The organism is Pseudomonas baltica, from assembly GCF_031880315.1.
Lineage (GTDB): Bacteria > Pseudomonadota > Gammaproteobacteria > Pseudomonadales > Pseudomonadaceae > Aquipseudomonas.
Genome location: NZ_CP134771.1, coordinates 1666679 through 1692607, shown reverse-complemented (window position 1 = coordinate 1692607; position 25929 = coordinate 1666679). Strand labels below are relative to the sequence as shown.

Sequence of the window (25929 nt, the reverse complement as noted above, 5' to 3'; positions counted from 1 at the left end):
TCGCCGACCCTCAAGGAGTGGCCCGATGAGCAGTTTGACCGTTTACCACGTTGATAGCCCTGATGTCCCCAACAAGGTCCTGACCCACGCCGAGGACATCACCAGCACCCTCAAGGCACATAACGTGCGCTTCGAACGCTGGACGGCCAGCACTTCGATTCGTCCTGGTGCGAGCGAAGAAGATGTCCTCGGTGCTTATCAGCAGCGCATCGACGAGTTGAAAAGCGAAGGCGGCTATATGACGGTCGACGTGATCAGCCTGGACAGCGACCACCCGCGCAAAACCGAGCTGCGGGAAAAGTACCTGCGCGAATACCGGCATGGCGAAGATGAAGTCAGATTTTTCGTTGCGGGGAGGGTGTTGTTCTACCTGCATATCGACGATTACGTGTATGCGGTGCTGTGTGAAAAGGATGACCTGATCGCTATACCGGCGGGTACCCGCCACTGGTTCGATCTGGGCGAGAACCCATACATCGTGGCGATTCGGTTGTACAACAATGCGGGCGATGCGCCGGCTAACTTCACAGGCGATCCGATTGCCGAGCGTTTTCCGCGTCTGGAAGACGCCATCTGATCAAGCGCTGGAAACGACTGTGGGAGCGGGCCCTGCCCGCGAAGCCTTGGCAAGCTTCGCGGGCAGCGCCCGCTCCCACAGGAGTATTACCGTATTGATCAAGCCGAATGATAAGTCGGCAGGGCGAAGCGATTCTGGCTCTGCAGCATGTTGATCGCTGGCAGGTCACTGGCCTCGGCAGCCAGGTCGCGGCGGATCGCACTGATCACCCAGGACAGCTGTTCCGGTGTGTTCAGTTGGGCGTAAGAGATCGAACGACGGATCTGTTTGCCGGCCTGATCGCGCAGGGTCAGGAGCACGGCGCCGTCTGGACGCGGTTGAGCAGTAACTTCGTACTCGGAAAACAGCGAAGTGAATTTCTCTTGGATAAAGTTCATGTCAGCTCCTCAGGTCTTGCGTAGGCAGGCTTTGCAAGTAAGGAGTGCAGTGACTGTGCCAGTTTTGGCTAAATAAAAATTCCCTTTAAAATCAATGATTTGAAAATATCAGGATTTTTTTGTTTCGTGCAATTTGCAAGATCGTCGCAGGAGGGGGATGCAAATTGAGCGGGTCGGGGATAACGCGGGAAGGGAATTTGTACGCACGTACACAATCTATGACCATGATTCGCCGATAAATTCCCTTGCCACCTACCGATAGCCGCAGTCTGTTGACCAACGGCGCAATCCTGCACAGACTCGCCCCACTTATTTTTTGACCAGGAGCCGCACCGCATGTCCGACCAACCCCAAGGCCCGCAGATGACCCCCGACGAAGCCGCCGAGTTTGCCGCGCAGGTGTTCGATGTGGCGCGCCAGGGCGATGCCCAGATGCTTGCTCGTCTGTTGGAAAAAGGCCTGCCAGTCAACCTGCGCAACCACAAAGGCGATACCTTGCTGATGCTGGCCAGCTATTACTGCCACGTCGATGCGGTCAAGGTGCTGCTCGAGCACGGCGCCGATCCGGAGATCCGTAATGACAATGGTCAAAGCCCGGTGGCTGGCGCAGCGTTCAAGGGCGACCTGGGCGTGGTGCAGGCGTTGATCGAGCATGGCGCCGATATCGAAGGCGCCTCCGCAGATGGCCGTACGGCGCTGATGATGGCGGCCATGTTCAATCGGGTAGAAATCGTCGATTATCTGCTGGGCAAAGGCGCCAACCCCAGCGCCCAGGACGCCAAGGGCGTGACCGCGCTGGGCGCCGCGCAAGCCATGGGCGCGGCCGAAACCACCGCACAGCTGCAAAAACTCCTGGGCTGAAACTGCTGGAATGTACTCCTTATGGGAGCGGGCTCTGCCCGCGAATTCTGTTAAAAGCTTCGCGGGCAGAGCCCGCTCCCACAAGGTTGGATAGTGTATTCTTCGCGACCCTTTTTCGATCCCCGCGCAGGTCACCGTCATGAAAGCCACTCTCGTTGAACTCATCGGCAAAATCAGCTCGGGGTGCATGACGGCGCCGGACATCGAACGCATCGCCGACGAAGCCGCAGCGGCCTATGCCGATCCGACGGGCTTTCTGGCCGCCAACCCGGACATCAACTACGACGACACCTTTCCTATCCCGCTGGGTGAGTGGATTGTCGTCGGCAGCCTGCCCGACACCGTGCTGTTTCAGGCCGACACCTACGCCGACCTGTTCGCGCAGATCGTCGCCTCGTTCGGCCCGGCAGTGGCCTTCAACCTCAAGGCCAAGCAGTTGGCCAAGACCGAAGCGCTCACCGCGCTCAATCGCATCCAGCTGCAGATGAGCGCCATGGCCAAGGAAGACGGTGGCTACGTGCTGATGAACTTCAGCCAGTTGCTCGACGACGAACTGCAAGTGGTGCTGGTCTATGGCAACGACGTGCCGCGGGTGCTCGAGTTGTGCAGCACCGCGGGCATTGCCGCTGCGCCGGCCCTGGAAGCGCTGAAGGTAGCGGTCCATCAATAACCCCGCCTTGCCACCGGTGTGTGGCGCAGTACGGAACCTCTGCCCCCCGCCAATGCTCATACCCATAGCGACTCTTCCCTCAAGGAGCATCACATGGGTTCTACCTTCAATGGCTTGATCGGCCTGATCATTCTTGCTCTGGATATCTGGGCGATCCTTAACGTGATCAAAAGCGGTGCCGAAATCGGTGCCAAGGTGCTGTGGATCCTGTTGATCATTCTGTTGCCGGTTCTCGGCTTGATCATCTGGGCCATTGCCGGGCCGCGTGGCAACGTGCGGGTCTAGCCCGCAGCGGGGGAATTCACCATGGATTCCCTCAGGTTTCATCCGCAACGTTCGACCCTTCCTCTTCCTCCACGTAGAATGCGCGCCGTTACAGGGCGCATTCGTCGTGCTGCTTAATGTGTTGCAGAGTGTAAGCAAGTATTCCGGTGCGTACGCGTGCCATTCGCGGGCGGAGTCCGCTCCCACAGGGGTTAAGTGCCTCTCCAGGGGCGGGCTCTGCGCGCGAAGCGCTTGATCCTGCCAACGCAATTTTGACAGCCCGTTGCCGACAATCCGCGCCCTACACATCCAATCGAAATCCAAGGGATCATCACACGCTATGGCCAACCCGGACGCCTCCAGCCCACCGCTAGCCAAGCCTCGGCTGCCGCAACCCACCGTCAGGTCACACATCGCCTATATGCTCCTCAGCGGCCTGGCCATCATGGTCATGCTCAGCCTGCTGCGTCTGGCGCTGCTCGCTTACAACCGCGAGATGATTCTCACCACGCCCGCTTCGACCTTCCTCGAAGCTTTTGGCAATGGCGTGCGCTTCGACTTGCGCCTTACCGCTTACATCCTCGTGCCGGTAACGTTGGGCCTGCTGTTCCAACGGCTGATGGCAATGCGTTGCATCTGGCGCCTGTGGCTGACGGTCACGTCCAGCATTGCCCTGTTCCTCGGGCTGATGGACATGGACTTCTACCGTGAATTTCACCAACGTCTCAACGGCCTGGTGTTCCAGTACGTCAAGGAAGACCCGAAAACCGTACTGAGCATGATCTGGTACGGCTATCCGGTGGTCCGCTACCTGTTGGCCTGGGCCTTGGTGACCTGGCTGCTGAGCCTGGTGTTCAAGGGTATCGATCGCTTGACCCGGCCACATACCCCACGCGTACCTGCCAAGTGGTTCCTGCGCCTGGGCGTGCTGGTGATCTGCGCGGCCGTGCTGGTGCTGTCCGCCCGCGGCACGCTGCGCCAAGGTCCGCCGCTGCGTTGGGGTGATGCCTACACCACCGATTCCAACTTCGCCAACCAGTTGGGCCTCAACTCCACGTTGAGCCTGATCGAAGCCGCCAAAAGCGAATTCTCCGAGCAGCGCAGCAACATCTGGAAGTCGACCATGCCCCCTGATGTAGCTCGGGACGTAGTGCGCAAGATGCTGCTGACGCCGAACGACACCCTGGTCGAGCCTGATCTGGCACCGGTGCGCCGTGATAACACGCCGCCGGCCGAGAACACCCTGCCGATCAAGAACGTCGTGGTCATCCTCATGGAAAGCTTCGCCGGTCACTCGGTGGGCGCGCTGGGGGCGGATACCAACATCACGCCGAACTTCGACAAGCTGGCGAAGGAGGGCGTGCTGTTCGACCACTTCTTCTCCAACGGCACCCATACCCACCAGGGCATGTTCGCCACCATGGGCTGCTTCCCCAACCTGCCGGGCTTCGAATACCTGATGCAGACGCCAGAGGGGTCGCACAAATTGTCGGGCCTCCCGGCTCAGCTGAGTGCGCGCAAGTACGACGACGTGTATGTCTATAACGGCGATTTCGCCTGGGACAACCAGTCGGGTTTCTTCGGCAACCAGGGCATGACCACCTTCATCGGCCGCAACGACTTCGTCAATCCGGTGTTCTCCGACCCGACCTGGGGCGTGTCCGACCAGGACATGTTCGATCGCGGCAACGAGGAGCTGGCAGCTCGGGGCGACAAGGGGCGGCCGTTCTACGCGCTGCTGCAAAGCCTGTCCAACCACGTGCCGTACGCCTTGCCGAAAAAACTGCCGGTCGAGCCGGTCACCGGCCAGGGCAGCCTCGATTTGCACCTGACCGCCATGCGCTACGCCGACTGGTCGCTGGGGCAGTTCTTCGAAAAGGCCCGCAAGTCGCCGTACTTCAACCAGACGCTGTTCGTCATCGTCGGTGACCACGGGTTTGCCAACAACAACCAGGTCACCGAAATGGACCTGGGGCGCTTCAACGTACCGTTGCTGCTGATCGGCCCGGGCATCCAGCAGAAGTTCGGTGCGGTCAACCACACCGTGGGTACTCAGGTCGATATCGTGCCGACCATCATGGGCCGTCTCGGTGGGACCAGCCGCACCCAGTGCTGGGGGCGCGACTTGCTCAACCTGCCGGCGGGCGATCCTGGTTTCGGCATGATCAAGCCCTCGGGCGGTGAGCTGGAAGTGGCCCTGGTCACCGGCAACCGCATCTTCATCGAGCCGGCCGAGAAGGACATGCCGCCCAAGCTGTATCACTATCAGCTGGGCCGTCAGTTCAGCGCCGAGGCGATCCCGGATGGCGACCCTGATGCCGCCGACAAGGCCGACCTGCGCCAGCGCCTGGATGCCTTTATCCAGACCGCCACCCAAGCGCTGATCGATAACCGTGCCGGTGCCGAAAAGGCCGCCAAGGACAACTGATCCAGCGCAACCCCTTGTGGGAGCGGGCGCTGCCCGTGAAGCTTTCAAAGGCTTCGCGGGCCGTGCCCGCTCCCACAGTTGTTTTGCGCATCGCAATCGCGCTGAACGATTGCCAACCCCATCCGGTCTACTGCTCCACAAGCACGTATCACACAGCTTCTTGTGCCATCAGCTGAGGAGATACCAATGAAAGAGTGGGTGATCAACTTCATCGATCAAACCGGCATGCCCACCAGCATTACGGTGAGCAAGGATCAGGAGCCCAGCAGGGAAGATGCTGCGGTGCTGATTCGTGCGCAATTGTTCCCGGTGATCGACAAAGCCAACCTCAACGATTTCGAAGGGCGGGTCGACAAGCCCACCGAACGTTCGCTCGAGGAACATGGCGGGGTGAAGATCATTTCCATCACAGCGGCTGCCTGAAAGACCCACTGGTACACCGTTGCCCTTCGCGTTACTCTGCAACTCAGGCCCTGGCGAATGTCCTGTTCGCTACGGTCTGTCTGTTCGCTACATGCTGTTCCCAGGTGACCGTTTGCGTTGCGCTGTCCAACCCGCTTATCAAGAAGGGAGGTCCTGGAACACTGAAAGTCTATCCATCAATCTGAGGAGGACGATCCATGAGCACAGCCTATCAAGAAGACATCAGCATCTCCGTACTGCGCCGCATGAAGGAAGGCGGCTTCGATTTCGCCCGTATCCATCCCATCGAGTTCTACGCGGTCTTCCCCGACGAAGACCGTGCGCGGGTGGCTGCCGGCAAGTTCCAGGGCGAGTCGCTCAACGCGCAGGTCTGCGAGCGTGACGACGGCGGCTGGGGATTGGAGCTGAGCAAGGTGATGTACGCGACTTATGGTGGGATCGGTGAGTTCGAACAAGAACTCGAAACCTTGATAGAGCCACTGGGGGGCGAGGTGGAAGGCTGGGGAGTCAAGCACGAAATCAAGCGGCAGCACGCTTGACTCAGGCAGGTCCTCGAAAAGGGGCGGGTGGCGACACTCGCCCCTTTTGGCAACACCCGACGCCTTCGGCGTCAAAAAATACAGCGACGCATCTGGCAGTTCTGCTAAGTGCGTTCACCTGCAAGGATTGCCGGTCACACGCAGTAAAACAGTCATCCTTATGCCAATGAATTCTCTACCGGCTAAGCTGGTCATAATCGATGGGCTGCATCGTGATGAAGCGTTGGCGATTCCATTGGAGCGTTTGCCGCACAGCTTTGGTGCGAGGCATTTGGCGCTTGGCTCCAAAGGGTTGATTTTCAAGCGTTTATGCCGATGGCACGGGCCTTGCGATGGTTCTTGTGTCCGGGTGACAAGGAGTACGGCATGAGCCGCACCAATTATGATGAGATGTACGATGCCGACGGCAATGTCCGCCCGCATTATCGCGAGTTCGCACGCTGGCTTGCCGACACGCCTGACGACCTTCTGGCCCAACGGCGGCGTGAAGCCGACCTGCTGTTCCATCGCGCCGGTATCACCTTCACCCTATACGGGGACGAGCAGGGTACCGAACGGCTGATTCCTTTCGACACCATCCCGCGCAGCATTCCTGCCAGCGAGTGGCGAGTGGTGGAAAAAGGCTGTATTCAGCGGGTCAAGGCGTTGAACATGTTCCTTGCCGACCTGTACCACGATCAGCGCATCATCAAGGCAGGTGTCGTGCCGGCCGAACAGGTACTGGCCAACGAGCAGTACCAATTGGCGATGCAGGGCCTCAACCTGCACCGTGACATTTATTCGCATATCTCCGGGGTCGACCTGGTTCGCGATGGTGACGGCACTTACTACGTGCTGGAAGACAACCTGCGCACGCCGAGCGGCGTCAGCTACATGCTCGAAGACCGCAAGATGATGATGCGCCTGTTCCCCGAGCTGTTCTCCGCGCAGCGCATCGCTCCCATCGATCATTACCCCAACTTGCTGCTCGATACCCTCAAGAGCTCCAGCCAGCTGGATAATCCCAGCGTGGTGGTGATGACCCCTGGGCGCTTCAATAGCGCGTTTTTCGAGCATGCGTTCCTGGCGCGGGAGATGGGTGTCGAGCTGGTAGAGGGTGCGGACCTGTTCGTGCGTGACGATCGGGTATTCATGCGCACGACCTCCGGGCCCAAACCGGTGGACGTGATCTACCGCCGGCTCGACGACGCTTTCCTCGATCCGCTGGCGTTCAATCCGGATTCGGCGCTGGGCGTGCCTGGCCTGCTGTCGGCCTATCGCTCAGGCAACGTGGTGTTGGCCAACGCCATCGGTACCGGGGTAGCGGACGACAAATCCATCTACCCGTATGTCACCGACATGATTCGTTTCTATCTGGACGAAGAAGCCATCCTCAAGAACGTGCCCACCTGGCAGTGCCGCAAGCCCGACGAGCTGTCTCACGTACTGGCCCACTTGCCGGAATTGGTGGTCAAGGAAACTCAAGGATCGGGCGGCTACGGCATGCTCGTGGGCCCGGCGGCCAGTGCTGCCGAGATCGAATCCTTCCGTGCCCGCCTGAAGGCCAAGCCCCACGCCTATATCGCTCAACCGACGTTGTCCCTGTCGACCTGTCCGACCTTTGTCGAGAACGGCATCGCTCCACGTCACATCGATCTTCGCCCGTTCGTGCTGTCCGGTCGTGAAACCCGCGTGGTCCCTGGCGGCCTGACCCGAGTGGCGCTGCGTGAAGGCTCCCTGGTGGTCAACTCCTCCCAGGGCGGCGGAACCAAGGACACCTGGGTGGTTGAAGATTAAGGAAGCCTGCCAATGCTAAGTAGAACCGCCTCGGATTTGTACTGGATGTCGCGTTACCTGGAGCGTGCCGAAAACCTCGCACGCATGCTCGACGTCAGCTATTCGCTGTCGCTGATGCCGCAGGATGGTCGTGAAGGCCTCGACGAGATGGCCATGCCGTTGCTGATTACCGGCACGCTGGATGATTACCTGGAGCGTCACGGCAAGCTGCACGCCGAGCGTCTGTTGTTCTTTTTTGCCCTCGACGCCACCAATCCCGCCAGCATCTACAGCTGCCTGGGCGCGGCGCGTGCCAGTGCCCATGCCGTGCGCGGGCGGATCACCGCCGACATGTGGGAGAACATCAACTCCACGTGGCTGGAAATTCGCGGAATCGCTGAGCAAGGCCTGAGCCGCTATGGCATGAGTCGCTTCTGCGAGTGGTTGAAAGAGCGTTCGCACCTGTTTCGCGGTGCCACCTACGGCACCCTGATGCGCAATGATGCCTTCCGCTTCATTCGCTTGGGCACCTTTATCGAACGCGCCGATAACACCTTGCGTTTGCTCGATGCCAGATACGAAATGCTCGGTGATGAAGCCGACGCCGTCAGCGACAGTTCCGCCCGCGGGTACTACCAATGGAGTGCCCTGCTGCGGTCTCTGTCGTCGTTCGAGGCGTACACCGAGATCTACCGCGATGCGCCCTCGGCGCGCAACGTTGCGCAGATGCTGCTGTTGCGTGCCGATGTACCGCGTTCGCTGCGTGCCTGCACTGAAGAGATCGACCAGACCCTGTCGCAACTGCCAGGCACCAATGGTCGGCCGGCTCAGCGCTTGGCTGCAGAGCTCGATGCCCGCCTGCGCTATACCGGGATCAGCGAGATCCTCGAAGAAGGCCTGCATGAGTGGTTGAACGAATCCATCCCGCTGATGGCTCAGCTGGGCAACGAAATTCACAGCTCTTACCTGGAGGCTCTATGAGGCTTTCGATCAGTCACGAAACCGCTTACCACTATGACGACGAAGTGCGTGCCAGCATCCAGTATCTGCGCCTGACGCCCCACGACAGCGATCGCCAGCATGTCCTCAGCTGGGAGTTGGACCTGCCTCGCCAGGTGCGCGCGCAGATCGACCCGTTCGGCAATATCTTCCATGTACTGACCTTGGACGAGCCCCACGAGAGCATCGTCATCAAGGCCCGCGGTCAGGTCGATATCGATGAGAAGAGCGAGTCGGAACATGAAAGCCAGTCTGCGTTTCCGTTCTTGCGGATGACCCGCCTGACGGAGCCGGATGCCGCCTTGCGCGAGTTCGCGGCCCAGCAATGCAACCAACGCCGGGATCGCAATGCGCTGATCGATTTGATGCATGGCCTCAACCAGCACATCGCCTATACCCCTGGGGTGACCAAGGTCGACACCAGCGCCGCCGAGGCCTTCGAGGCCAAAGCCGGCGTCTGTCAGGACCACACCCACGCGTTCCTGGCCTGCGCCCGCAGCTTGCACGTGCCCGCGCGCTACGTGTCGGGTTATCTGTTCAGCGAGAACAGCGAGCACCTGGCCAGCCATGCTTGGGCTGAAGCCTGGATCGACGATGCGTGGTACAGCTTCGATGTGACCAATGGGCTCTCCCGGCCCGAGCGCCACCTCAAGCTGGCCGTGGGCCTGGACTACCTGGATGCCTGCCCGGTTCGCGGCATGCGTCGTGGCGGTGGCTTCGAGCAGATGCATGCCAAGGCCGTGTCGATGCCGAGGATTCAGGTGCAGCGCCAGTAGATTGGAGGGCAAATAGCATCGCGGGCAACGGCTGCTCCCACAGGACAGGGTCTAATGTGGGAGCGGGTGTTGCCCGCGACGCTGTTTCAACCAATCAACCTGGTCAGATTGGGAATGATCAGCAGCAACGTCGTTGCTACCACGATGAGTCCGGCCTGACGAATTTTGGGATGTCTGAACATGGCTCGGTGCCTTTGTTGTTATTGCGATGTGCCGACTGCTTGCCGCGTAGCCCGGGCAACGGCCAGAACTGCGAAATCGATCGTCGACCTCCGGCTCCGGCAAAACCCGGCAGCGGAGGTACAGGGTTAACAGTAGAAGCCACGCGGACTATGACTTAGAACCATTTTGTATGAACGACTTGAATTCTAATCTTTCATGGGAATAAGCCCACTGGCGCACGCGTCACCAGCCGCCAGCTAGAGGCGTTGGAGGCGAGTAGTAACGATTCAGCATGGGATTGCCGTTCGTCAGAGGTGATTTTTTCGCGCTCCCCTTGCCTTGAGGCAATCTTTCAAGGCAAGGTTTGGCCAATGCCTTCACCTTCTTCCCAGTGTCGAGAATTTTTATGTCGTTACGCATCTGCATTCTGGAAACGGACTTTCTGCGTCCGGAGCTGGTCGATCAATACCAGGGCTACGGCCAGATGTTCGAGCGCTTGTTCGCACAGCAGCCGATCCCTTCCGAGTTCGTCCGCTATAACGTCGTAGACGAGCATTACCCGGGTGATGACGAAAAATTCGATGCCTATCTCGTCACTGGCAGCAAGGCCGACTCATTCGGTACCGACCCCTGGATTCAAACCCTCAAGACGTACCTGCTGGATCGCTATCAGCGTGGCGACAAGTTGCTCGGCATCTGCTTTGGTCATCAACTGCTGGCGCTGCTGCTCGGTGGCAAGGCCGAGCGCGCCACTCAAGGGTGGGGTGTCGGCATTCATGATTACCAGGTCGCTGCCCATGCACCCTGGATGAGCCCGCCAGTGGATGACCTGACCATGCTGATCAGCCATCAGGACCAGGTCACCCAATTGCCACCGGAGGCGGTGGTAGTGGCCTCCAGCGAGTTCTGCCCCTTCGCGGCGTATCAGCTCAACGATCAGGTGCTGTGCTTCCAGGGTCATCCGGAGTTCATTCACGACTACTCTCGGGCGTTGTTGGACTTGCGCCAGCAGCACCTCGGCGAGGCCATCTACAGCGCCGGTATCGCCAGCCTCGACCGCCCGCACCATGGCACCACGGTGGCGGAGTGGATGATGCGCTTCGTCGCGCACCAGGCTTGAGGGGGGCGTCGCTCATGCGGTCTTGGTGAAGAGTCAGTGACGCTTCAAAGCCAGCCCGAGCGGCGGAAGCTGACATACAGCGTGGTACACACCGTAGCGATCGTCCCCAACACGACAAAATATCCATAGCGCCATTCCAGCTCCGGCATGTTATGGAAGTTCATACCGTAGATCCCCGCCACGGCTGTCGGGAACGCCAGGATTGCGGCCCAGGCGGCGAACTTGCGCTGGGTGATGCTCTGGCGCGACGACTCCAGCAGCAAACCGATCTCGATGGTCTGGCTGGCGATCTCGCGCATGGTGGTCAGGTCTTCCATCTGCCGATTGACATGAATCTGCACGTCACGAAAGTACGGCCGCATGTTCTTGTCGATGAACGGAAAATCCAGGCGCTGCAGCTCTTCGCTGATTTCCACCATCGGCGCCAGATAGCGGCGCAGTCGTAACAGGTCGCCGCGCAGGCTGTGAATATGCTGGATGTCGGACTCGTGCAGCGCGCCGCCGAGCACATTGGCCTCCAGGCGTTCGATATCGGCATGGATGGATTCGGTCACCGGCTGGTAGCTCTCGGTGACGAAGTCGAGCAAGGCGTAGAGCACAAAATCCTCACCGTGTTCGAGCAACAGCGGCCGCGCCTCGCAGCGCTGGCGCACCTGCGCATAGGAACGCGAATGGCCGTTGCGCGCGGTAATCACATAGCCGCGGCCGGCAAAGATATGGGTCTCGATGAACTCCAGCTTGCCGTCCTGGCGCACGGGCGAGTAGGTGACGATGAACAAGGCGTCGCCGAAGGTTTCGAGCTTGGGCCGGCTGTGTTTTTCTGAGGCGTCTTCGATGGCCAGTTCATGCAGGTGAAACTGGCATTGCAGGTTGGCCAGTTCCTGTGCATCGGGCTGTTCAAGGCCGATCCAGACGAAATGCTTGGGCTTGCTGGCCCATTGGCTGCCTTCTTCGAGGCTGATATCCGCGACTTTCTTGCCGGCGGTGTACACCGCAGCTGCAACGACTCGACCCATGTGTTTGGCTCTTTGGCAGTAAAAAAGACAACCGCTGCGCCTCCCCTGTCCCCAGGGGCCTTGCCCCCCGAAAGACGTGTCAGTTCGAGTGGATGGCTCGGCTGTACTCTTTTTCGGGGCCAGCGCCCTGTCTACATTGGTGTCACAGCGACCGTGCGACCCAGTATGCTGCGCCTGGGTTTATCGTCATGAGACAACGCTTGTGCTGAATTATCTATGGTTTTTTCTGGCCGCCGTGTTCGAGATCGCCGGTTGCTATGCGTTTTACATGTGGTTGCGCCTCGGCAAGAGCGCCCTCTGGGTACTCCCGGCGTTGCTCAGCCTGACATGTTTCGCGCTGTTGCTGACCCGCGTCGAGGCCGGCTACGCCGGGCGCGCCTATGCGGCCTATGGCGGGATCTACATCGTCACTTCGCTGGCCTGGCTGGCGTTGGTCGAGGGCGTACGGCCGACGGCCAGCGACGGCTGGGGGGCGTTATTGTGCGTGATCGGCGCCACAGTGATTTTGCTGGGCCCACGCTTGAGCCAAGGCTGAATTTAGCGAGTGACACTACAGGCTGTAGGACCCTTCTGACGGGCGTTTCCGTCGTCCTTGTAGGAGTCGCCTGATTCGCTTGTACCCGGTTGAAAACCACCCTGAGCCCCTGCAATCTGGGGCTCTTATTGGTTTCGACGGTGGGCAGGGACATGCTGGTACTGACACGAAAAACAAGCGAACGCATTCACTTGGGTGATGACATCTGGATCGAGGTGTTGGAAATTCGCGGCGGCACCGTGCGCCTGGGCGTCATGGCACCCAAGGACGTCGAGGTCTATCGCGACGAGATCTATCAGCGGATCCGCAAGGGCAGGGCGATCAGAGAGGGGCTCAATCAAACAACTCCTTCGGAATGTCGTGTTTGAGCATCAGTTGGCATTGCTGACTGTCAAGGTCGAAGACGATAAAGGCCTGGGCCTTGGTCAGCGCCTGACGCACTCGTAGGACACGGGTCTGCAGCGGCGTATCGTCGCCGTTGTCGGTGCCGTCACGTGTGACGAAATCTTCGATCAGACCGGTGAGGGTATCGGGCGCCAGTTGATCGTAGGGGATAAGCATGGTGGACGGTCTCGCAGGGTAAAGGGTGCATGCTACCGCAGAACCACCGTGGGAGCGGGCTCAGCCCGCGAAGAAGTGCATACGGTGTGACTGATGGCCTCTTCGCGAGCAGAGCTCGCTCCCACACGATTCCACTGTGCCCCGTTATTTGCCCACCAACGACTCGACCGTCGGCACCCGGGTATCACTCTCCATCTGTGCATCGTGCTCGATCTGGTGGCTGAATTTCTCCAGTGAAGCATTGCCCGGTTTGGCATCGCTGGCGAACACCGGCGGGCTCAACACATAGGCCACCAGCAGCCGGCTCAGGGCGTTGAGGCTGTCGATGTGGGTACGTTCGTAGCCATGGGTGGCGTCGCAACCGAAGGCCAGCAGCGCCGTGCGGCTGTCATGTCCGGCGGTGATCGCCGAATGGGCATCGCTGAAGTAGTAGCGAAACAGGTCGCGGCGCACTGGCAGTTCGTGCTCGCTCGCCAGTTTGAGCAAGTGCCGGGACAGGTGATAGTCGTACGGTCCGCCCGAGTCCTGCATGGCCACACTCACCGCATGCTCGCTGGACTGCTGTCCGGGGGCTACTGGTGCGATATCGATACCGACGAATTCGCTGACATCCCACGGCAATGCAGCCGCCGCGCCGGAGCCGATCTCTTCGGTGATGGTGAACAGTGGATGGCAGTCGATGGGCGGTTGCACACCACTTTCCACGATGGCCTTGAGCGACGCCAGCAGGGCAGCTACGCCGGCCTTGTCATCCAGATGGCGGGCGCTGATATGGCCGCTCTCGGTGAACTCGGGCAGGGGATCGAAGGCCACGAAGTCGCCGATGTTGACGCCCAGCGATTCGCAATCCGCCTTGGTCGCGCAATAGGCGTCGAGGCGCAGCTCGACATGGTCCCAGCTAATCGGCATCTGATCCACGGCGGTGTTGAACGCGTGCCCCGATGCCATTAGCGGCAACACGCTGCCGCGGATCACGCCGGTGTCGGTAAACACACTCACGCGGCTGCCTTCGGCAAAGCGACTGGACCAGCAGCCGACCGGCGCCAGCGACAGCCGACCGTTGTCCTGGAACGCCCGCACGCTAGCGCCGATGGTGTCCAGATGCGCCGATACGGCGCGGTCGGGGGAGTCCTTGCGGCCCTTGATCGTGGCGCGAATGGTGCCTCGGCGAGTCAGCTCGTACGGAATGCCAAGCTCCTCGAGGCGCTCGGCCACGTAGCGCACAATGGTGTCGGTAAAGCCAGTGGGGCTGGGAATGGCGAGCATTTCCAGCAGGACTTTCTGCAGATAATGAATATCCGGTTCGGGAATTTTGTCAGTCATGGAAACTCCTGATTTGGATAGAGAGGTGGATAGCTTTTGTGGGAACGAGCTCTGCCCGCGGAGGCTTTCAGGCCTGACCCAGTCAAAAGCTTCGCGGGCAGCGCCCGCTTCCACAGGAAATGTGTGCACAGAGGGCGCGCAGGGTGAAGCTCAACGCGGCCCACTGTGAGGAAACAGCAGATCGACGAAACGCTCGGCGGTCGGCTGTGGTTCGTGGTTGGCCAGGCCCACGCGTTCGTTGGCCTCGATGAACACATACTCGGGTTGATCGGCGGCCGGCACCAGCAGGTCCAGGCCCACCACCGGAATGTCCAGCGCCCGGGCAGCGCGCACAGCGGCGTCTACCAGCGTCGGATGCAAGATGTCAGTGACATCTTCCAGATGGCCGCCGGTGTGCAGATTGGCGGCTCGCCGCACCGGCAGCACCTCACCGCTCGGCAGCACCGACTCGTAGTCGTAACCCGCAGCCTGCACCGTGCGCAGTGTCTCGTGATCCACCGGAATCCGGCTCTCGCCTCCGGTGGCTGCCTGGCGGCGCCGGCTCTGGGCCTCGATCAGGAAGCCCACGGTGTTCTGGCCATCGCCCACCACCTGAGCCGGGCGGCGTATGGCCGCCGCCACCATTTCGAAGCCGATCACCACGATGCGCAGGTCCAGGCCTTCGTGGAAGCTTTCGAGGAGCACCCGGCTGTCGTACTGCCGCGCGGCCTCGACCGCCTCCTGGACTTCTTCCAGGTTCGACAAATCCACAGCCACACCCAAGCCCTGCTCACCGTCCAGCGGTTTGACGACGATGCGCCCGTGCTCGTCGAGGAAGTCCTGGTTGTCGTCCGCGCTACCCGCCAGTTGCTGCGCGGGCAGTTTCAGGCCGGCCGCCTTGAGCGTCTTGTGGGTCAGGCTTTTGTCCTGACACAGGACCACGCTGATGGAGCTGGTCAGGTCGCTCAACGACTCGCGGCAGCGCACCCGGCGACCGCCATGGCTGAGGGTGAACATACCGGCTTCGGCGTCGTCGACCTGCACATCGATGCCGCGGCGAAACGCTTCGTCGATGATGATGCGTGCATAAGGGTTGAACTCGCCTTGCGGTCCCGGGCCAAGGAAGAGTTTCTGGTTGATGCCGTTCTTGCGTTTGATGGCGAAGGTCGGCAGGTTGCGAAAACCCAGCTTGTCGTAGAGATTCTTGGCCAAGCGGTTATCGTGCAGCACCGACAGGTCAAGGTACGCAAGGCCGCGGCTCATGAAGTGCTCCACCAGGTGGCGCACCAGCACTTCGCCTACACCGGGGCGAGTGCAACGCGGATCGACCGCCAGGCACCAGAGGCTGCTGCCGTGCTCGGGATCGTCGAAGGCCGTGCGATGGTTGAGGCCCATGACGCTGCCGATCACCTGGCCACTGTCCTCGTCCTCGGCCAACCAGTACACCGGCCCGCCTTGGTGGCGCGGGGTCAGCAGCGTCGGGTCGATCGGCAGCATGCGGCGCTTGAGGTACAGCGCATTGATCGCCTGCCAGTCGCCCTCGGTGTGGGCGCGGCGAATCCGAAAGCCACGAAACACCCGCTGGGCAGGACGATAATCGCTGAACCACAGGCGCAGGGTGTCCGAGGGATCGAGAAACAACTGTTGTGGTGAATGGGCCAGCACGTTCTGCGGCGCCGCCACATAAAGGGCAATGTCGCGCTCGCCCGGTTGCTCGTTGAGCAGCTCTTGCGCCAACGCGTCCGGGGTCGGGTAGGTATGACCGATCAGCAGCCGGCCCCACCCGCAGTGCAATTGCCGCGGTTGTGCCTGCTCGCTGCCGTCCTCGGCCAAGCGTGCCTGGAGGCGCTCGTAGGACGGTGATTGGCCGCGCAGCCAGCGCTGGCTGTAAGCGGTCGCTGAAGCTTTCATCGATCAGATTCCTTGTTCGCTGAGCCACAGATTGAGGGCCGCCAGTTGCCACAGTTTCGAGCCGCGCAGCGGCGTCAGCTGGCCTTGGGGGTCAGTGAGCAGGCGATCGAGCATGGACGGGTTGAACAGGCCGCGGTCCTGGCTCGGGTCCAGCAGCAGCTCGCGCACCCAGTTCAGGGTGTCGCCTTGCAGGTGCTTGAGGCCAGGGACGGGGAAGTAACCTTTTTTGCGGTCGATGACCTCGCTGGGGATGACCCGGCGCGCGGCTTCCTTGAGCACTTGCTTGCCGCCATCAGGCAGCTTGAACCGCCCCGGCACGCGCGCCGAGAGCTCTACCAGGCGGTAATCAAGGAATGGCGTGCGCGCTTCCAGGCCCCAGGCCATGGTCATGTTGTCGACGCGCTTGACCGGGTCGTCGACCAGCATGATGGTGCTGTCCAGGCGCAGGGCCTTGTCGACTGCTGCGTCGGCGCCAGGTTGGGCGAAATGCTCGCGAACAAAGTCGCCCGCCGCGTCATTGGCGGTCATCCACTTGGGCATGACCGTGTCCGCGTAATCGGCATAACTGCGATCGAAAAACGCATCGCGATAGGCGCCGTAGGGATCGGCCGCACCGTCCACTTGCGGATACCAGTGATAGCCAGCGAACAGCTCGTCGGCACCTTGGCCGCTCTGCACCACCTTGCAGTGCTTGGCCACTTCCCGCGACAGCAGGTAGAAGGCGATACAGTCGTGGCTGACCATCGGCTCGCTCATGGCGCGAAACGCCGCGGGCAGTTGCTCGATGATCTCGCGTTCGTCGATGCGCAGTTGGTGGTGCTGCGTGTTGTAGTGTTTGGCGATCAGGTCCGAGTACTGAAACTCGTCGCCACGCTCGCCACCGGCATCCTGAAAGCCGATGGAAAACGTCGACAGGTTCTCGACCCCGACTTCGCGCAGCAGGCCCACGAGCATGCTCGAGTCGACGCCCCCGGACAGCAGCACGCCGACATCCACCGCGGCACGCTGGCGAATGGCGACCGCCTCGCGGGTGCTGTCGAGGACGCGGTCGACCCAGTCTTCCAAGCCCAGGTTCTGCTCATCCGGGTTGGGACCGTAGGGCAGGGTCCACCAGGTCTGTTGCTCGGTGCGGCCATCGGCGTCGATGCGCATCCAGGTCGCGGGCGGCAGTTTTTCGATGTTGGCCAGCAGGGTGCGCGGAGCCGGCACTACCGCGTGAAAATTGAGGTAGTGATTGAGGGCGACGGGGTCGAGCACCGGGTTGATGTCGCCGCCTTTGAGCAGCGCTGGCAACGCCGAGGCGAAACGCAGGCGGCTGCCGGTGCGCGACAGGTACAGCGGCTTGACGCCGAGGCGGTCGCGGGCCAGAAACAGCCGGCGGCTGTCGCGCTCCCAGATGGCAAAAGCGAACATGCCGTTGAGCTTGGGCAAAAGGTCGGCGCCCCAGGCGTGATAGCCCTTGAGCAACACCTCGGTATCGCCGCCGGAAAAGAAGCTGTAGCCCAGCGCTTCGAGCTCGCTGCGCAGTTCCGGGAAGTTGTAGATGGCGCCATTGAAAGCCAGCGACAGGCCTAGATGGTTGTCGACCATCGGCTGCGCGGAGCCATCGGACAGGTCCATGATTTTCAGTCGACGATGACCCAGGGCAATCGGCCCTTGGCTGTGGAACCCCCATGCATCCGGGCCGCGCGGGGCCAGATGATGGGTGATTCGTTCAACCGCCGCGAGGTCCGGGGGTTGTTGATCAAAGCGTAACTCTCCAGCTAATCCGCACATAAGTCCTTACCGGTTGTTCCGTTGGGGAGAGGCCTGCGCTCGTGGTTGAGGCGGCATCAGGTGCGTTGTGCACCCTATGAGATGACCGGTGCAGGATGGCTGAGTTTTAGATCATTAAGTTATAAGGACGGGCGGCGTGCTTTGCTGCGGGATGAGCGCTGCGCAGGAAGTCAATAGCCGGTAGACATCCAGTTATATACTGTTTGGGTTGGCCAGTATGAAATTAATGAATTCTTACATTTTAGACTGTAATCCGATTTACATTACGTAACTAAGGAAAGTATGTTGGGGGATAGCGGAATTTTTATCCTGAATGCAGTTCATGTTGGTGATGTTGTTGTCCGCTGACCTCTCTGCGTATCATAAATGGGTAAGCATATTATCTGTGCGCTATAACCAACTGAAAAATAAGGATTTAAAATCTATAGGCTGTGATTTTCTGGCGCTTTGGCGATCGTAACATTTTGTATTGATTCGGTTTTATTTTCTATCTATGCGTGAAGGCTCATGTTTTTTATTTATGTCTTGAGCGATTTTGGATGCTTATAATTACTCACGCTTTGCAGTAGACGCGGATCGGGTAATTTGCTTGGCATGGCCATTTTATTCAAAGGAGCTGATTTAATGCCGCACTGGAGTGAAGCAAGACGCAAGGCGTTGGTAGACCAGGCGCAGCGTCTCGAGCCGATGTTCGAGAATCTGTCTACCACTGTACGTGATCTGGGCTTTGATTCTTGGCGATTCACGGTCCTTGATCCCAATCCTTTGAGACCGCCGTTGTTGATGAAGACGACGCTGGATGATTCATTCGGTGATCGATACGTCGAGCAGCGGCTCTATGTTGAGGATCCTTGCTATCAACACGGGCGGGTATCGCTGCAACCCTTGCACTGGCAACCCGCTTTGTTCAACCAAACACCTGTGTTGTGGCAAATGATGCGCGATGTCGGTGTGAACCATGGGATGAGTCAGGCCTGCCATCACACCAATGGATGGGCGGCCGTGTTGTGCGTTGGACGCTCGCGCCCTGAGCTCGGGGTCGATGAGTTTCAGGATAAAGCGAGCACCCTGCTGTCGTTGACCAGCCATCTGGCAGTCGCCACTGTCGAGCCGGTGGCCAACGATGGGACGATTGGCTTGCCCATTCGCTATACGGACAAGTTGCTGACCAAGCGCGAAATCACCGTACTGGAACAGACCGCCACAGGGCATACCGCAGCGCAGATTGCGGCGGACATGTCGCTGGCCGAGCGCACCGTGCAGTTTCATATTTCCAGTGCGATCACCAAGCTACAGGTGCCTAACAAGACAGCGTTGGTCGCCCAAGCGATCTTGCGGGGGTATATCGATTGGCCTTTGCCAGACCTGGATCGATAGTCGGGCCTGACTCGATCAATAGCCGGTCATTTCCAGATAGCCAACGCCCTGCTGGCTGCCGCTGAAATGCACGGGGCCTTCCCAGTAACCGGTACTGAGTGCCATCCAGGCGTTCGGGTTGAGGGCTTCGATATCGATCTGCAACTGCTTGCTCGGGATGCTCAACGTCCAGCGGGTCGGCACGCTGTGGCCTTGCACCTGAGTGTGGGTCTGCGGCGTCAGTTGCAAGGCATCGGCACCGAGCAACTGGTTGTGGCCATCGGGGTCGATCCAGTTGGCCGTCAGGTAGTGTTTGCCGTCGTTTTGCCGTAGGCGATAAAGCATCAATTGGCTGCCGTCCTGCAGATGCAGCGCCAGCCAGTCCCAGCCGGGCTGATCGTCAGCAAGGGGCTGGCTGCTCCATTCGCGGTCCAGCCAGGCAGTGCCGGTAACCTGATAGCGCTTGCCGTCCAGCTCGATGTCGCCACTGGCTTGAAAGAACGGCTGACTGTAGTAATACGAGGCTTGGCCTTGGGTGGATTTCTGGCTGTAACCCGCGTCGCCTTGCAGCACAGGTGCATGTTTGGTGCGCAATTGCAGGTGGTAGCTGAAGTCCTTGCCGGTGCCGTCCAAGGCCATGTGCGCCAGCGGGTCGGGGCTGTCCGGGGCCGTCAGGCTGCGCAGCGAGTTGTTGTCGATCCAGGCCGCGAAAGGCTGCAGGCTGACACCCGCCTGGCCGACGCCACCGCGGCCGACGTACTGCACCGAGCGTTGTTGATTGGCGCTGGTGAGGCCGATGTGACCCAGCCACAGATTGCTGTCGGCCCAGCCGGTGCCGCTGCTGTGGGCACGCAGAGCGTTGCGAAACAGCGTCCACTGGATGCCGAACGACTGGCCCTGGGCGTCCTTGAGATTGGCGGTCACGTACCACCATTCGATGCGAAAGTCCGGGTGCGCGGCGTGATCGCGCGGGAACACGAACGGCCGCCCGCGGCTGACCTGGGCGTAGTCCTGGCTGGGCTTGGCCAGGCCGGCGAAGCCGCTGTTCGGTGGTGTGCTGTTGTCGCAGGCGCTCAGCAGGCTGAATGCGCATAAAACGAGGCCGATCAGGGTCAGCTTGGCTTGCACAAATCTATCGCTCATCGGCAAATACTCGCAGCAAATCCGTAGGCTGGCTCTGGCGCAGTCGCCACAGCGGCCAGGCCGACGCCAGGGCTGTGGCCAGCGCCGCCAGCCCCAGCAAGCGCAGTATCTGCAGCGGGAATACCTGCAGCGGCAGGCGCCAGCCAAAAGCCTGGACGTTGATCACCGCCACCAGACACCAGGCCAGCAGCAAACCCAGCGGCACGGCGCACACCAGGGTGAGGGCCGCCAACAGCCAGGTCTGCCCCAGGTTGAGCAGCATCAGTTGGCGGCGGCCGACGCCCAGGGCCCACAGCGGCGCCAGTTGTCCGAGGCGGCTCTGGCTTTGCGTCAACAGGGCGATGAACAGCGCTACGCCCGCCACCCCGAGGGTCAAACTGTTGAGGGCCGCCGTGGCGGTGAAGGTGCGTTCGAACACCTGAGTGGCCCATTGCTTGAGCTGGGCCTGATCGACCAGCCGCCCGTCATCCAGCGTGAATGATTGCTGCAAGCGTGTCTTGAGGGCCGACACCTGGGCGGGATCGCTGCGCACATTGAGGCGCGCGATCGGTGCACTCGGCCAATGGCGATGCAGGCGATCGCCCGCCACCAGCAGATGGCCCTTGGGATTGCCGTAGTCGGCGTAGATGCCAACGATGGTCAGCGCCCAGGGCCCTTGGTCGGCGGGCAGCGTCAGGCGGTCGCCGAGCTTGACCTGCAGGTGTCGCGCCAGTTGCTCGCTGAGCATCAGGCTGTCGCTCGTGAACAGGCTGTCCCAGGCACCTTGGGTTTGCTCCAGCAAAGGCCAGTGCTGACGGTACAGGGGATCGTCGACTACACCGCTGATGCTGGCCGGCCAGCCTTGCAGGCGCAGCTCGACATCGCGTACCGGCAGGGTAGCGCGAACCTGTGGCTGGGTGTTCAGCCACTGGGCGATGGCGTCTGCCTGGCTGGCCGAATTGGGCCGTACATACAACTCGGCAGACAGGCGCTGGTCGAGCCATTGCAGGAAGGTCTGGCGAAAGCCCTCGGTCATGCTCGCCGCGCCGATATTGGCGGCGACCGCCAGCAACAGGGCCATCAGCGCCAGGCTCAGGACCGGCAATTGCTGCCGACAGTCCGCCAGAAACCACTGGCCCAGGGCCGAGCGCACGCCTCTCGCAGCGAGTGTCAACAAGCCACTGAGCAGCAATGGTAGGCCCAATGCAGCGGCCAGCAACAGCGCGCCCATCAAGATGAAACCGATTGCCAGGCTGTTGCCCCACAGCGCAGCGGCGCTCGCGATCAACGCCGCTGCGCCCGCCACCCAGGCCTGATGCCGCAGCCAGTTGCGGTGGGCGCGGTACCAGCTGTCGTTGCCTGCCAGGGCCAACAACGGCAGGCGCGCGGCCCGCCAAAGGCTGCTGGCACCGGCCAGCAAGGCGCCGCCCAGGCTCAGGCCCAGCCCGGCCAGCCACCAACTTGGGCTCAGGCTCAATTGCCCGGCGACTTCGGCGCCATAAAGGCCGCGCAGGCTGGCGGCCACATCGGGCAACAGCAGGCTTGCCAGCCCGTAACCACTGACGACGCCGGCGAGGCCGCCGAGCAAGGCCATGGCCAGCAGTTCCAGGGTCAGGGTGAGGATTAGCGTACGGGCACCGACACCGCAGGCGCGCAGAGTGCGCAGCAGGCTGCGGCGCTGCTCCAGGGCCAGGCCGATGGCGGCGTGGACGATAAACAGGCCGACGGCAAAGGCCAGCAGCCCGAGGGCATCGAGGTTGAGGTGGAAGCTGGCGGTCAAGCGCTGCAGATCACTGTCTGCCGTGTGTTGCACGATGTGCAGGCGTTCGGTCCAGGGCCCAGGCAGGGCTTGATCGAAGCCGCCGGGCAACACCAGCGCGCTGATCTGTTGATCGGCTTGCAGCACGCGTTGCGCCGCGCCGATGTCCAGAATCAGCAGGCCGGGGGCCATGCGCGGCTGGATCTGCAGGGGTGGCAAGGGCTCGCCATTGCTCAGTTGCGGTCGCTCGCCCTCGTGCCAGTGCTGCTCGCGCAGGGTGCTGAGGGCAATCCAGGTGCGCCCTGGGCTGGCGATGAAGTCGCCGATGTCGGCGGCTTGCAGGGCTTGCCCGGCCACGGCGGTGTCCTGGGGCAGGGTGATCGGTTCCAGACCCAGGACCTGCAGGCGCCGCGGTTCATTGCTGCTGGTGCCGGCGTCGCGCAGTTGCACGCGGCCTTCGAGCAATGGCGACACGGGCCAGCCCTGGCGGCGCAGGTCGACGAACGCTTGCTGCTCGAAGCGCCCGCCGTTGCGCGCTTCGATGCGCGTGGCGGCCTGGCTGCCCAGCGTTTGACTGGCCAGCGCATAGCTTTCGCGGGCCTGACTGTTGAGCGCCTGCACGCCGGTGAGCAAGGCGGTGGCCAGCCACAGCCCGGTGAGTACGCTGAGCAGCTGAACCGGATGCTTGCGCCAGTGGCTGAGCAGGGCGACCAGGGCCCAGCGCATTACCATGTCGGATCTGCCACACGCCCGGCGCGCAACACCACGCGGCGCTGCAAGCGGGCAGCGATCAGCGGGCTGTGAGTGACCATCAGCAGCGTGCAGCCGGTGCTGCGTTGCAGTTCGAGCAGCAGGTCGAGGACTTCGGCAGCGGTCGCTTCGTCAAGGTTACCGGTGGGTTCGTCCGCCAGCAGCAAGGCCGGGCGCGATGCCAGCGCTCGGCCCAGCGCTACCCGTTGTTGCTGGCCACCGGAGAGTTGCTCGGGATAACGCTGGAGCAAATCGCTCAGGCCCAGGCGCCGGACCAGTTCGGCCTGCCACTGGGTGTCGTGGCGCCCGGCCAGGCGCGCCTGGAACGCCAGATTATCGGCCACCGACAGGCTGCCGATCAGGTTGAACTGCTGGAAGATCAGACCGATGTGGGTACGTCGCCAGTCGGCCAGTTGTGCTTCGCTGAGGCGATGCAGGGCGTGGCCGTCGATGTCCAGGCTGCCCCGATCAACCCGATCAAGCCCGGCCAAAAGGTGCAACAGGGTGCTTTTGCCACTGCCCGATTCACCCATCAAGGCCAGGCTGGCGCCGCGCTCGACCTGCAGTTCCACGCCTTGCAGCACCGGTAGAGGACCTTGTGGGGTGGGATAGCTTTTGTGCAGGTCGTGGACGTTCAGCATCTGCTCAGGCTCGAAGGGATGGCTGTTCTTTGTAGCACACACCGCCTCGCTACAAACGGCGCGCGTAGCCGGATCATTTTTTACCGCGAATCAACTGACGCAAGGCGAAGCGATTCGGGTGGCAGGCTTCGGCGATGGCGCGCGGCACCGGCAGGGGTTCGCCTTCCAGCCACGCGGCGATCAGTTCACCCGACAACGGCGCGGTGATCAGCCCCCGCGATCCATGGCCGCTGTTGATGTACAAACCATCGAGCCAAGGGCAGGGCAGGTCGGGGACCTGGCGAGCGTCGCGGGCCAGTGCCGCGTAAGTGCTGGCGAACGCCTCGGCATCGGCCAGCGGCCCGACGATGGGCAGGTAGTCCGTGCTGGTACAGCGGAAAGCGGCACGGCCCTGGAGTTGTGCCGCAGGGATGTCGGCGCTGTGCAAGGCGGCGCTCAGCGCGGTGGAAATTTCACTCAACAGCGCCAGGTTGCCTTGATGTTCGGCGGCCGTGGGTGTGAGGTCGTCGTTGGTGAAGTCGAAGCTGGCGCCCAGGGTGTGCTCGCCCAGGCGCGCCGGGGCCACGTAGCCTTCAGCGCACACCACGGTACTCAGCAAGCGGCTCGCGGCGGTGGCCGGCAGACAGGTGATCTGGCCGCGGATACGCTTGAGCGGCAAGCCCGCTGCCGGGGCGAAGGCCTTGACCTCGGCGGCACCGGCCAGCACCACCACCGGGGCCGTGGCGACGCATCGATCGGCGTCCCAGGCTTGCCATTGGCCGCTGTCGGGGCAGCGTTGCAGGGTGACGATTTGCCGATGGGGCACCAGGGTGATGTTGGCGTGGCGAGCCTGCCATTGGCACAGCGCAGGAGGATGCACCCAGCCGCCCTCAGGGAAAAACAGCCCGCCCGAAGGCAGCGAGGTGCCCGCGCGGGCTTCGGCCGTTGGCTGATCCAGTAACTGCAGCAGGTCCCTCGGGAAGGCCTCGGCCAGTTGCTGCTGGCGGGCGGCCTCCTTGGCATCGAAGGCCAGTTGCAGCACACCGCAGCCATCCCAGTCGACGCCGCGCTGCAGCTGCTCGAGCAACCGCCGCGTGTAGCCGAAGCCAGCGACGATCAGTTGCGACAGGGCGGTGCCATGGGCCGACAGCTTGAGGTAAAGCACGCCCTGGGGGTTGCCCGAGGCTTCCTCGGCGACGCCGGCGTGGCGCTCCAGCAAGGTGACCTGCCAGCCACGAGTGGCCAGGCTGGCGGCTGTGGCGCACCCGGCCAGGCCGGCGCCGATGACCACGGCGTGCTTGGCGCTGGGCCTGGGCGGCCGCGCGTACCAAGGCTTGCATTGCTCCCTATGGGAGTGGGCTCTACCTGCGGCGCTTTCGGCGTCGCCGCGTGGCGGCGCCATTCCCGGGTCGACGTTGCCAGTCGAGTGCGGCTCCTGGCCCCCTTCTGGGCAGAGCCCGGTTGCACAGGGTTCGGTGGGGTGCTCTGGCCCCACAAACACGCCCCGCAATACCTCCCATTTATGCCCGATACCAGGCACCCGCTTCATCTTGAAGCCTGCCGCCTTGAGGCTGCGTCGCACCCAGCCGGTACTGGTGAAAGTGCCCAGCGTCGCCTGTGGCGCCGATAGTCTGGCCAGCTGCGCGAACAGCTCTGGGCTCCACATTTCAGGATTGCGCGCCGGCGCGAAGCCATCGAGGAACCAGGCATCTACGGCAGCGTCGAGTAACGTCAATTGCTCGATGGCATCGCCGATCAACAGCGTGAGGGTCACCCGGCCGGCACTGAATACCAAGCGCTGGAAGCCCGGATGGATGGCCACGTACTGTTGCAGCAGCGGTTGCGCCTGCGCCGTCAGTTGCGGCCACAACGCCAGGGCGCGTTGCAGATCGGCGGCGGTCAGGGGGTATTTCTCGACACTGACGAAATGCAGCCGGGCGGTGCTTGCGGCGCATTCCTCGAACAGCTGCCAGGCGCACAGGAAATTCAGCCCGGTGCCGAAGCCGGTTTCGCCGATCACCAGCCGCTCACCGGGGGCCAGTTGACGGAATCGTTCGCCCAGGCGGTTCTGTTCGATAAATACGTGGCGCGTTTCATCCAGGCCCGAGGCGAGGGAAAAGTACACGTCGTCGAAGGCTCTGGAGCGTGGGCGACCTTCATCGTCCCAGTCCAGATCGGCGTGGGCAACAGCGGCGTGAGGCAAGGAGGGCGCAGGGGGCCGATCGGCTGGCATGACAGCAGGGTTCCATGAAGACTTGCGGTGCAAAGCA

The 25929-nt window shown here is 61.8% G+C and carries 23 protein-coding genes and 2 pseudogenes; 14 read left to right on the top strand and 11 right to left on the bottom strand.

Annotated features, from left to right (window positions below):
* The first annotated feature begins 25 nt into the window (after positions 1 to 25).
* Entirely contained in the window at positions 26 to 577 is a 552-nt protein-coding gene (locus REH34_RS07415) for an acireductone dioxygenase (protein WP_226505196.1), read from the top strand.
* 98 nt (positions 578 to 675) lie between these two features.
* Here the strand turns inward: REH34_RS07415 and REH34_RS07410 are convergent, their stop codons facing one another.
* Positions 676 to 954, bottom strand: a complete 279-nt coding sequence (locus REH34_RS07410; RefSeq protein ID WP_226505197.1) for a DUF3509 domain-containing protein — start codon at positions 952 to 954, stop codon at positions 676 to 678.
* A 336-nt stretch (positions 955 to 1290) separates the two neighbouring features.
* Here REH34_RS07410 and REH34_RS07405 point away from each other — a divergent pair, with 336 nt between their 5' ends.
* From REH34_RS07405 to REH34_RS07360, 10 genes are all read left to right on the top strand, one after another.
* Positions 1291 to 1815 (top strand): ankyrin repeat domain-containing protein, encoded by a 525-nt coding sequence (locus REH34_RS07405; RefSeq protein WP_226505198.1) that lies wholly within the window; start codon positions 1291 to 1293, stop codon positions 1813 to 1815.
* A 139-nt stretch (positions 1816 to 1954) separates the two neighbouring features.
* Positions 1955 to 2485: a hypothetical protein gene (locus REH34_RS07400; RefSeq protein ID WP_311971253.1), complete on the top strand. Its 531-nt coding sequence runs from the start codon at positions 1955 to 1957 to the stop codon at positions 2483 to 2485.
* Positions 2486 to 2578: 93 nt separating this feature from the next.
* Complete coding sequence (locus REH34_RS07395) at positions 2579 to 2770, top strand: PLDc N-terminal domain-containing protein (protein WP_311971252.1); 192 nt, start codon at positions 2579 to 2581, stop codon at positions 2768 to 2770.
* Between the two features lie 319 nt (positions 2771 to 3089).
* A complete protein-coding gene (locus tag REH34_RS07390) occupies positions 3090 to 5177 on the top strand; it encodes an LTA synthase family protein (RefSeq protein WP_311971251.1) in 2088 nt (695 codons plus the stop codon).
* 186 nt (positions 5178 to 5363) lie between these two features.
* The gene (locus tag REH34_RS07385; protein ID WP_226505202.1) at positions 5364 to 5600 is read left to right on the top strand and encodes a hypothetical protein; all 237 of its coding nucleotides are present in this window, start codon (positions 5364 to 5366) and stop codon (positions 5598 to 5600) included.
* Positions 5601 to 5797: 197 nt separating this feature from the next.
* Positions 5798 to 6139 (top strand): ribonuclease E inhibitor RraB, encoded by a 342-nt coding sequence (locus tag REH34_RS07380; protein ID WP_226505203.1) that lies wholly within the window; start codon positions 5798 to 5800, stop codon positions 6137 to 6139.
* 366 nt (positions 6140 to 6505) lie between these two features.
* Positions 6506 to 7915, top strand: a complete 1410-nt coding sequence (locus tag REH34_RS07375) for a circularly permuted type 2 ATP-grasp protein (RefSeq protein ID WP_226505204.1) — start codon at positions 6506 to 6508, stop codon at positions 7913 to 7915.
* A 12-nt stretch (positions 7916 to 7927) separates the two neighbouring features.
* Complete coding sequence (locus REH34_RS07370) at positions 7928 to 8875, top strand: alpha-E domain-containing protein (protein ID WP_226505205.1); 948 nt, start codon at positions 7928 to 7930, stop codon at positions 8873 to 8875.
* Positions 8872 to 9669 (top strand): transglutaminase family protein, encoded by a 798-nt coding sequence (locus REH34_RS07365; protein WP_311971250.1) that lies wholly within the window; start codon positions 8872 to 8874, stop codon positions 9667 to 9669. Before REH34_RS07370 ends, REH34_RS07365 begins: the two co-directional genes overlap by 4 nt.
* A gap of 568 nt (positions 9670 to 10237) precedes the next feature.
* Positions 10238 to 10951 carry an amidotransferase gene (locus REH34_RS07360; protein ID WP_311971249.1) on the top strand — a complete coding sequence of 238 codons (714 nt, stop codon included), beginning with the start codon at positions 10238 to 10240 and terminating at the stop codon, positions 10949 to 10951.
* 44 nt (positions 10952 to 10995) lie between these two features.
* Here REH34_RS07360 and REH34_RS07355 read toward each other — a convergent pair whose 3' ends face one another.
* Positions 10996 to 11967, bottom strand: coding sequence for a magnesium and cobalt transport protein CorA (locus REH34_RS07355; protein WP_226505208.1), 972 nt, complete (start codon positions 11965 to 11967; stop codon positions 10996 to 10998).
* Positions 11968 to 12169: 202 nt separating this feature from the next.
* Here REH34_RS07355 and REH34_RS07350 point away from each other — a divergent pair, with 202 nt between their 5' ends.
* Both REH34_RS07350 and csrA read left to right on the top strand, forming a co-directional pair.
* Positions 12170 to 12502: a YnfA family protein gene (locus REH34_RS07350; protein ID WP_226505209.1), complete on the top strand. Its 333-nt coding sequence runs from the start codon at positions 12170 to 12172 to the stop codon at positions 12500 to 12502.
* 152 nt (positions 12503 to 12654) lie between these two features.
* Positions 12655 to 12870, top strand: a complete 216-nt coding sequence (gene csrA / locus REH34_RS07345; RefSeq protein WP_311971248.1) for a carbon storage regulator CsrA — start codon at positions 12655 to 12657, stop codon at positions 12868 to 12870.
* On the opposite strand, the gene REH34_RS07340 is transcribed toward csrA, so the two are convergent.
* From REH34_RS07340 to REH34_RS07325, 4 genes are all read right to left on the bottom strand, one after another.
* Positions 12836 to 13063, bottom strand: a complete 228-nt coding sequence (locus tag REH34_RS07340; protein WP_226505211.1) for a YheU family protein — start codon at positions 13061 to 13063, stop codon at positions 12836 to 12838. The genes csrA and REH34_RS07340 overlap by 35 nt on opposite strands.
* Positions 13064 to 13207: 144 nt before the next feature.
* On the bottom strand, positions 13208 to 14386 hold the full coding sequence (locus REH34_RS07335) for an osmoprotectant NAGGN system M42 family peptidase (RefSeq protein ID WP_226505212.1): 1179 nt from the start codon (positions 14384 to 14386) through the stop codon (positions 13208 to 13210).
* Positions 14387 to 14536: 150 nt separating this feature from the next.
* Positions 14537 to 16276, bottom strand: a complete 1740-nt coding sequence (gene ngg / locus REH34_RS07330; RefSeq protein ID WP_226505213.1) for an N-acetylglutaminylglutamine synthetase — start codon at positions 16274 to 16276, stop codon at positions 14537 to 14539.
* A gap of 3 nt (positions 16277 to 16279) precedes the next feature.
* The gene (locus REH34_RS07325; protein WP_311971247.1) at positions 16280 to 18052 is read right to left on the bottom strand and encodes an N-acetylglutaminylglutamine amidotransferase; all 1773 of its coding nucleotides are present in this window, start codon (positions 18050 to 18052) and stop codon (positions 16280 to 16282) included.
* 594 nt (positions 18053 to 18646) lie between these two features.
* Between REH34_RS07325 and REH34_RS07320 the strand changes: the two genes are divergently transcribed.
* Positions 18647 to 19429: an autoinducer binding domain-containing protein gene (locus REH34_RS07320; RefSeq protein WP_311971246.1), complete on the top strand. Its 783-nt coding sequence runs from the start codon at positions 18647 to 18649 to the stop codon at positions 19427 to 19429.
* A 15-nt stretch (positions 19430 to 19444) separates the two neighbouring features.
* Here the strand turns inward: REH34_RS07320 and REH34_RS07315 are convergent, their stop codons facing one another.
* The 5 genes and pseudogenes from REH34_RS07315 to mnmD all read right to left on the bottom strand — a co-directional run.
* Positions 19445 to 20551, bottom strand: a complete 1107-nt coding sequence (locus REH34_RS07315) for a lipocalin-like domain-containing protein (RefSeq protein ID WP_311971245.1) — start codon at positions 20549 to 20551, stop codon at positions 19445 to 19447.
* Positions 20541 to 23021 carry an FtsX-like permease family protein gene (locus REH34_RS07310; RefSeq protein WP_311971244.1) on the bottom strand — a complete coding sequence of 827 codons (2481 nt, stop codon included), beginning with the start codon at positions 23019 to 23021 and terminating at the stop codon, positions 20541 to 20543. Before REH34_RS07310 ends, REH34_RS07315 begins: the two co-directional genes overlap by 11 nt.
* Entirely contained in the window at positions 23015 to 23680 is a 666-nt protein-coding gene (locus REH34_RS07305; protein ID WP_311971243.1) for an ABC transporter ATP-binding protein, read from the bottom strand. The genes REH34_RS07310 and REH34_RS07305 overlap by 7 nt, the downstream gene beginning before the upstream one ends.
* Positions 23681 to 23753: 73 nt before the next feature.
* Positions 23754 to 25004: pseudogene (gene mnmC / locus REH34_RS07300) on the bottom strand (bifunctional tRNA (5-methylaminomethyl-2-thiouridine)(34)-methyltransferase MnmD/FAD-dependent 5-carboxymethylaminomethyl-2-thiouridine(34) oxidoreductase MnmC); the annotation flags it as partial.
* Between the two features lie 144 nt (positions 25005 to 25148).
* Positions 25149 to 25892 (bottom strand): annotated as a pseudogene (gene mnmD / locus REH34_RS07295) (tRNA (5-methylaminomethyl-2-thiouridine)(34)-methyltransferase MnmD); the annotation flags it as partial.
* Positions 25893 to 25929: the final 37 nt, after the last annotated feature.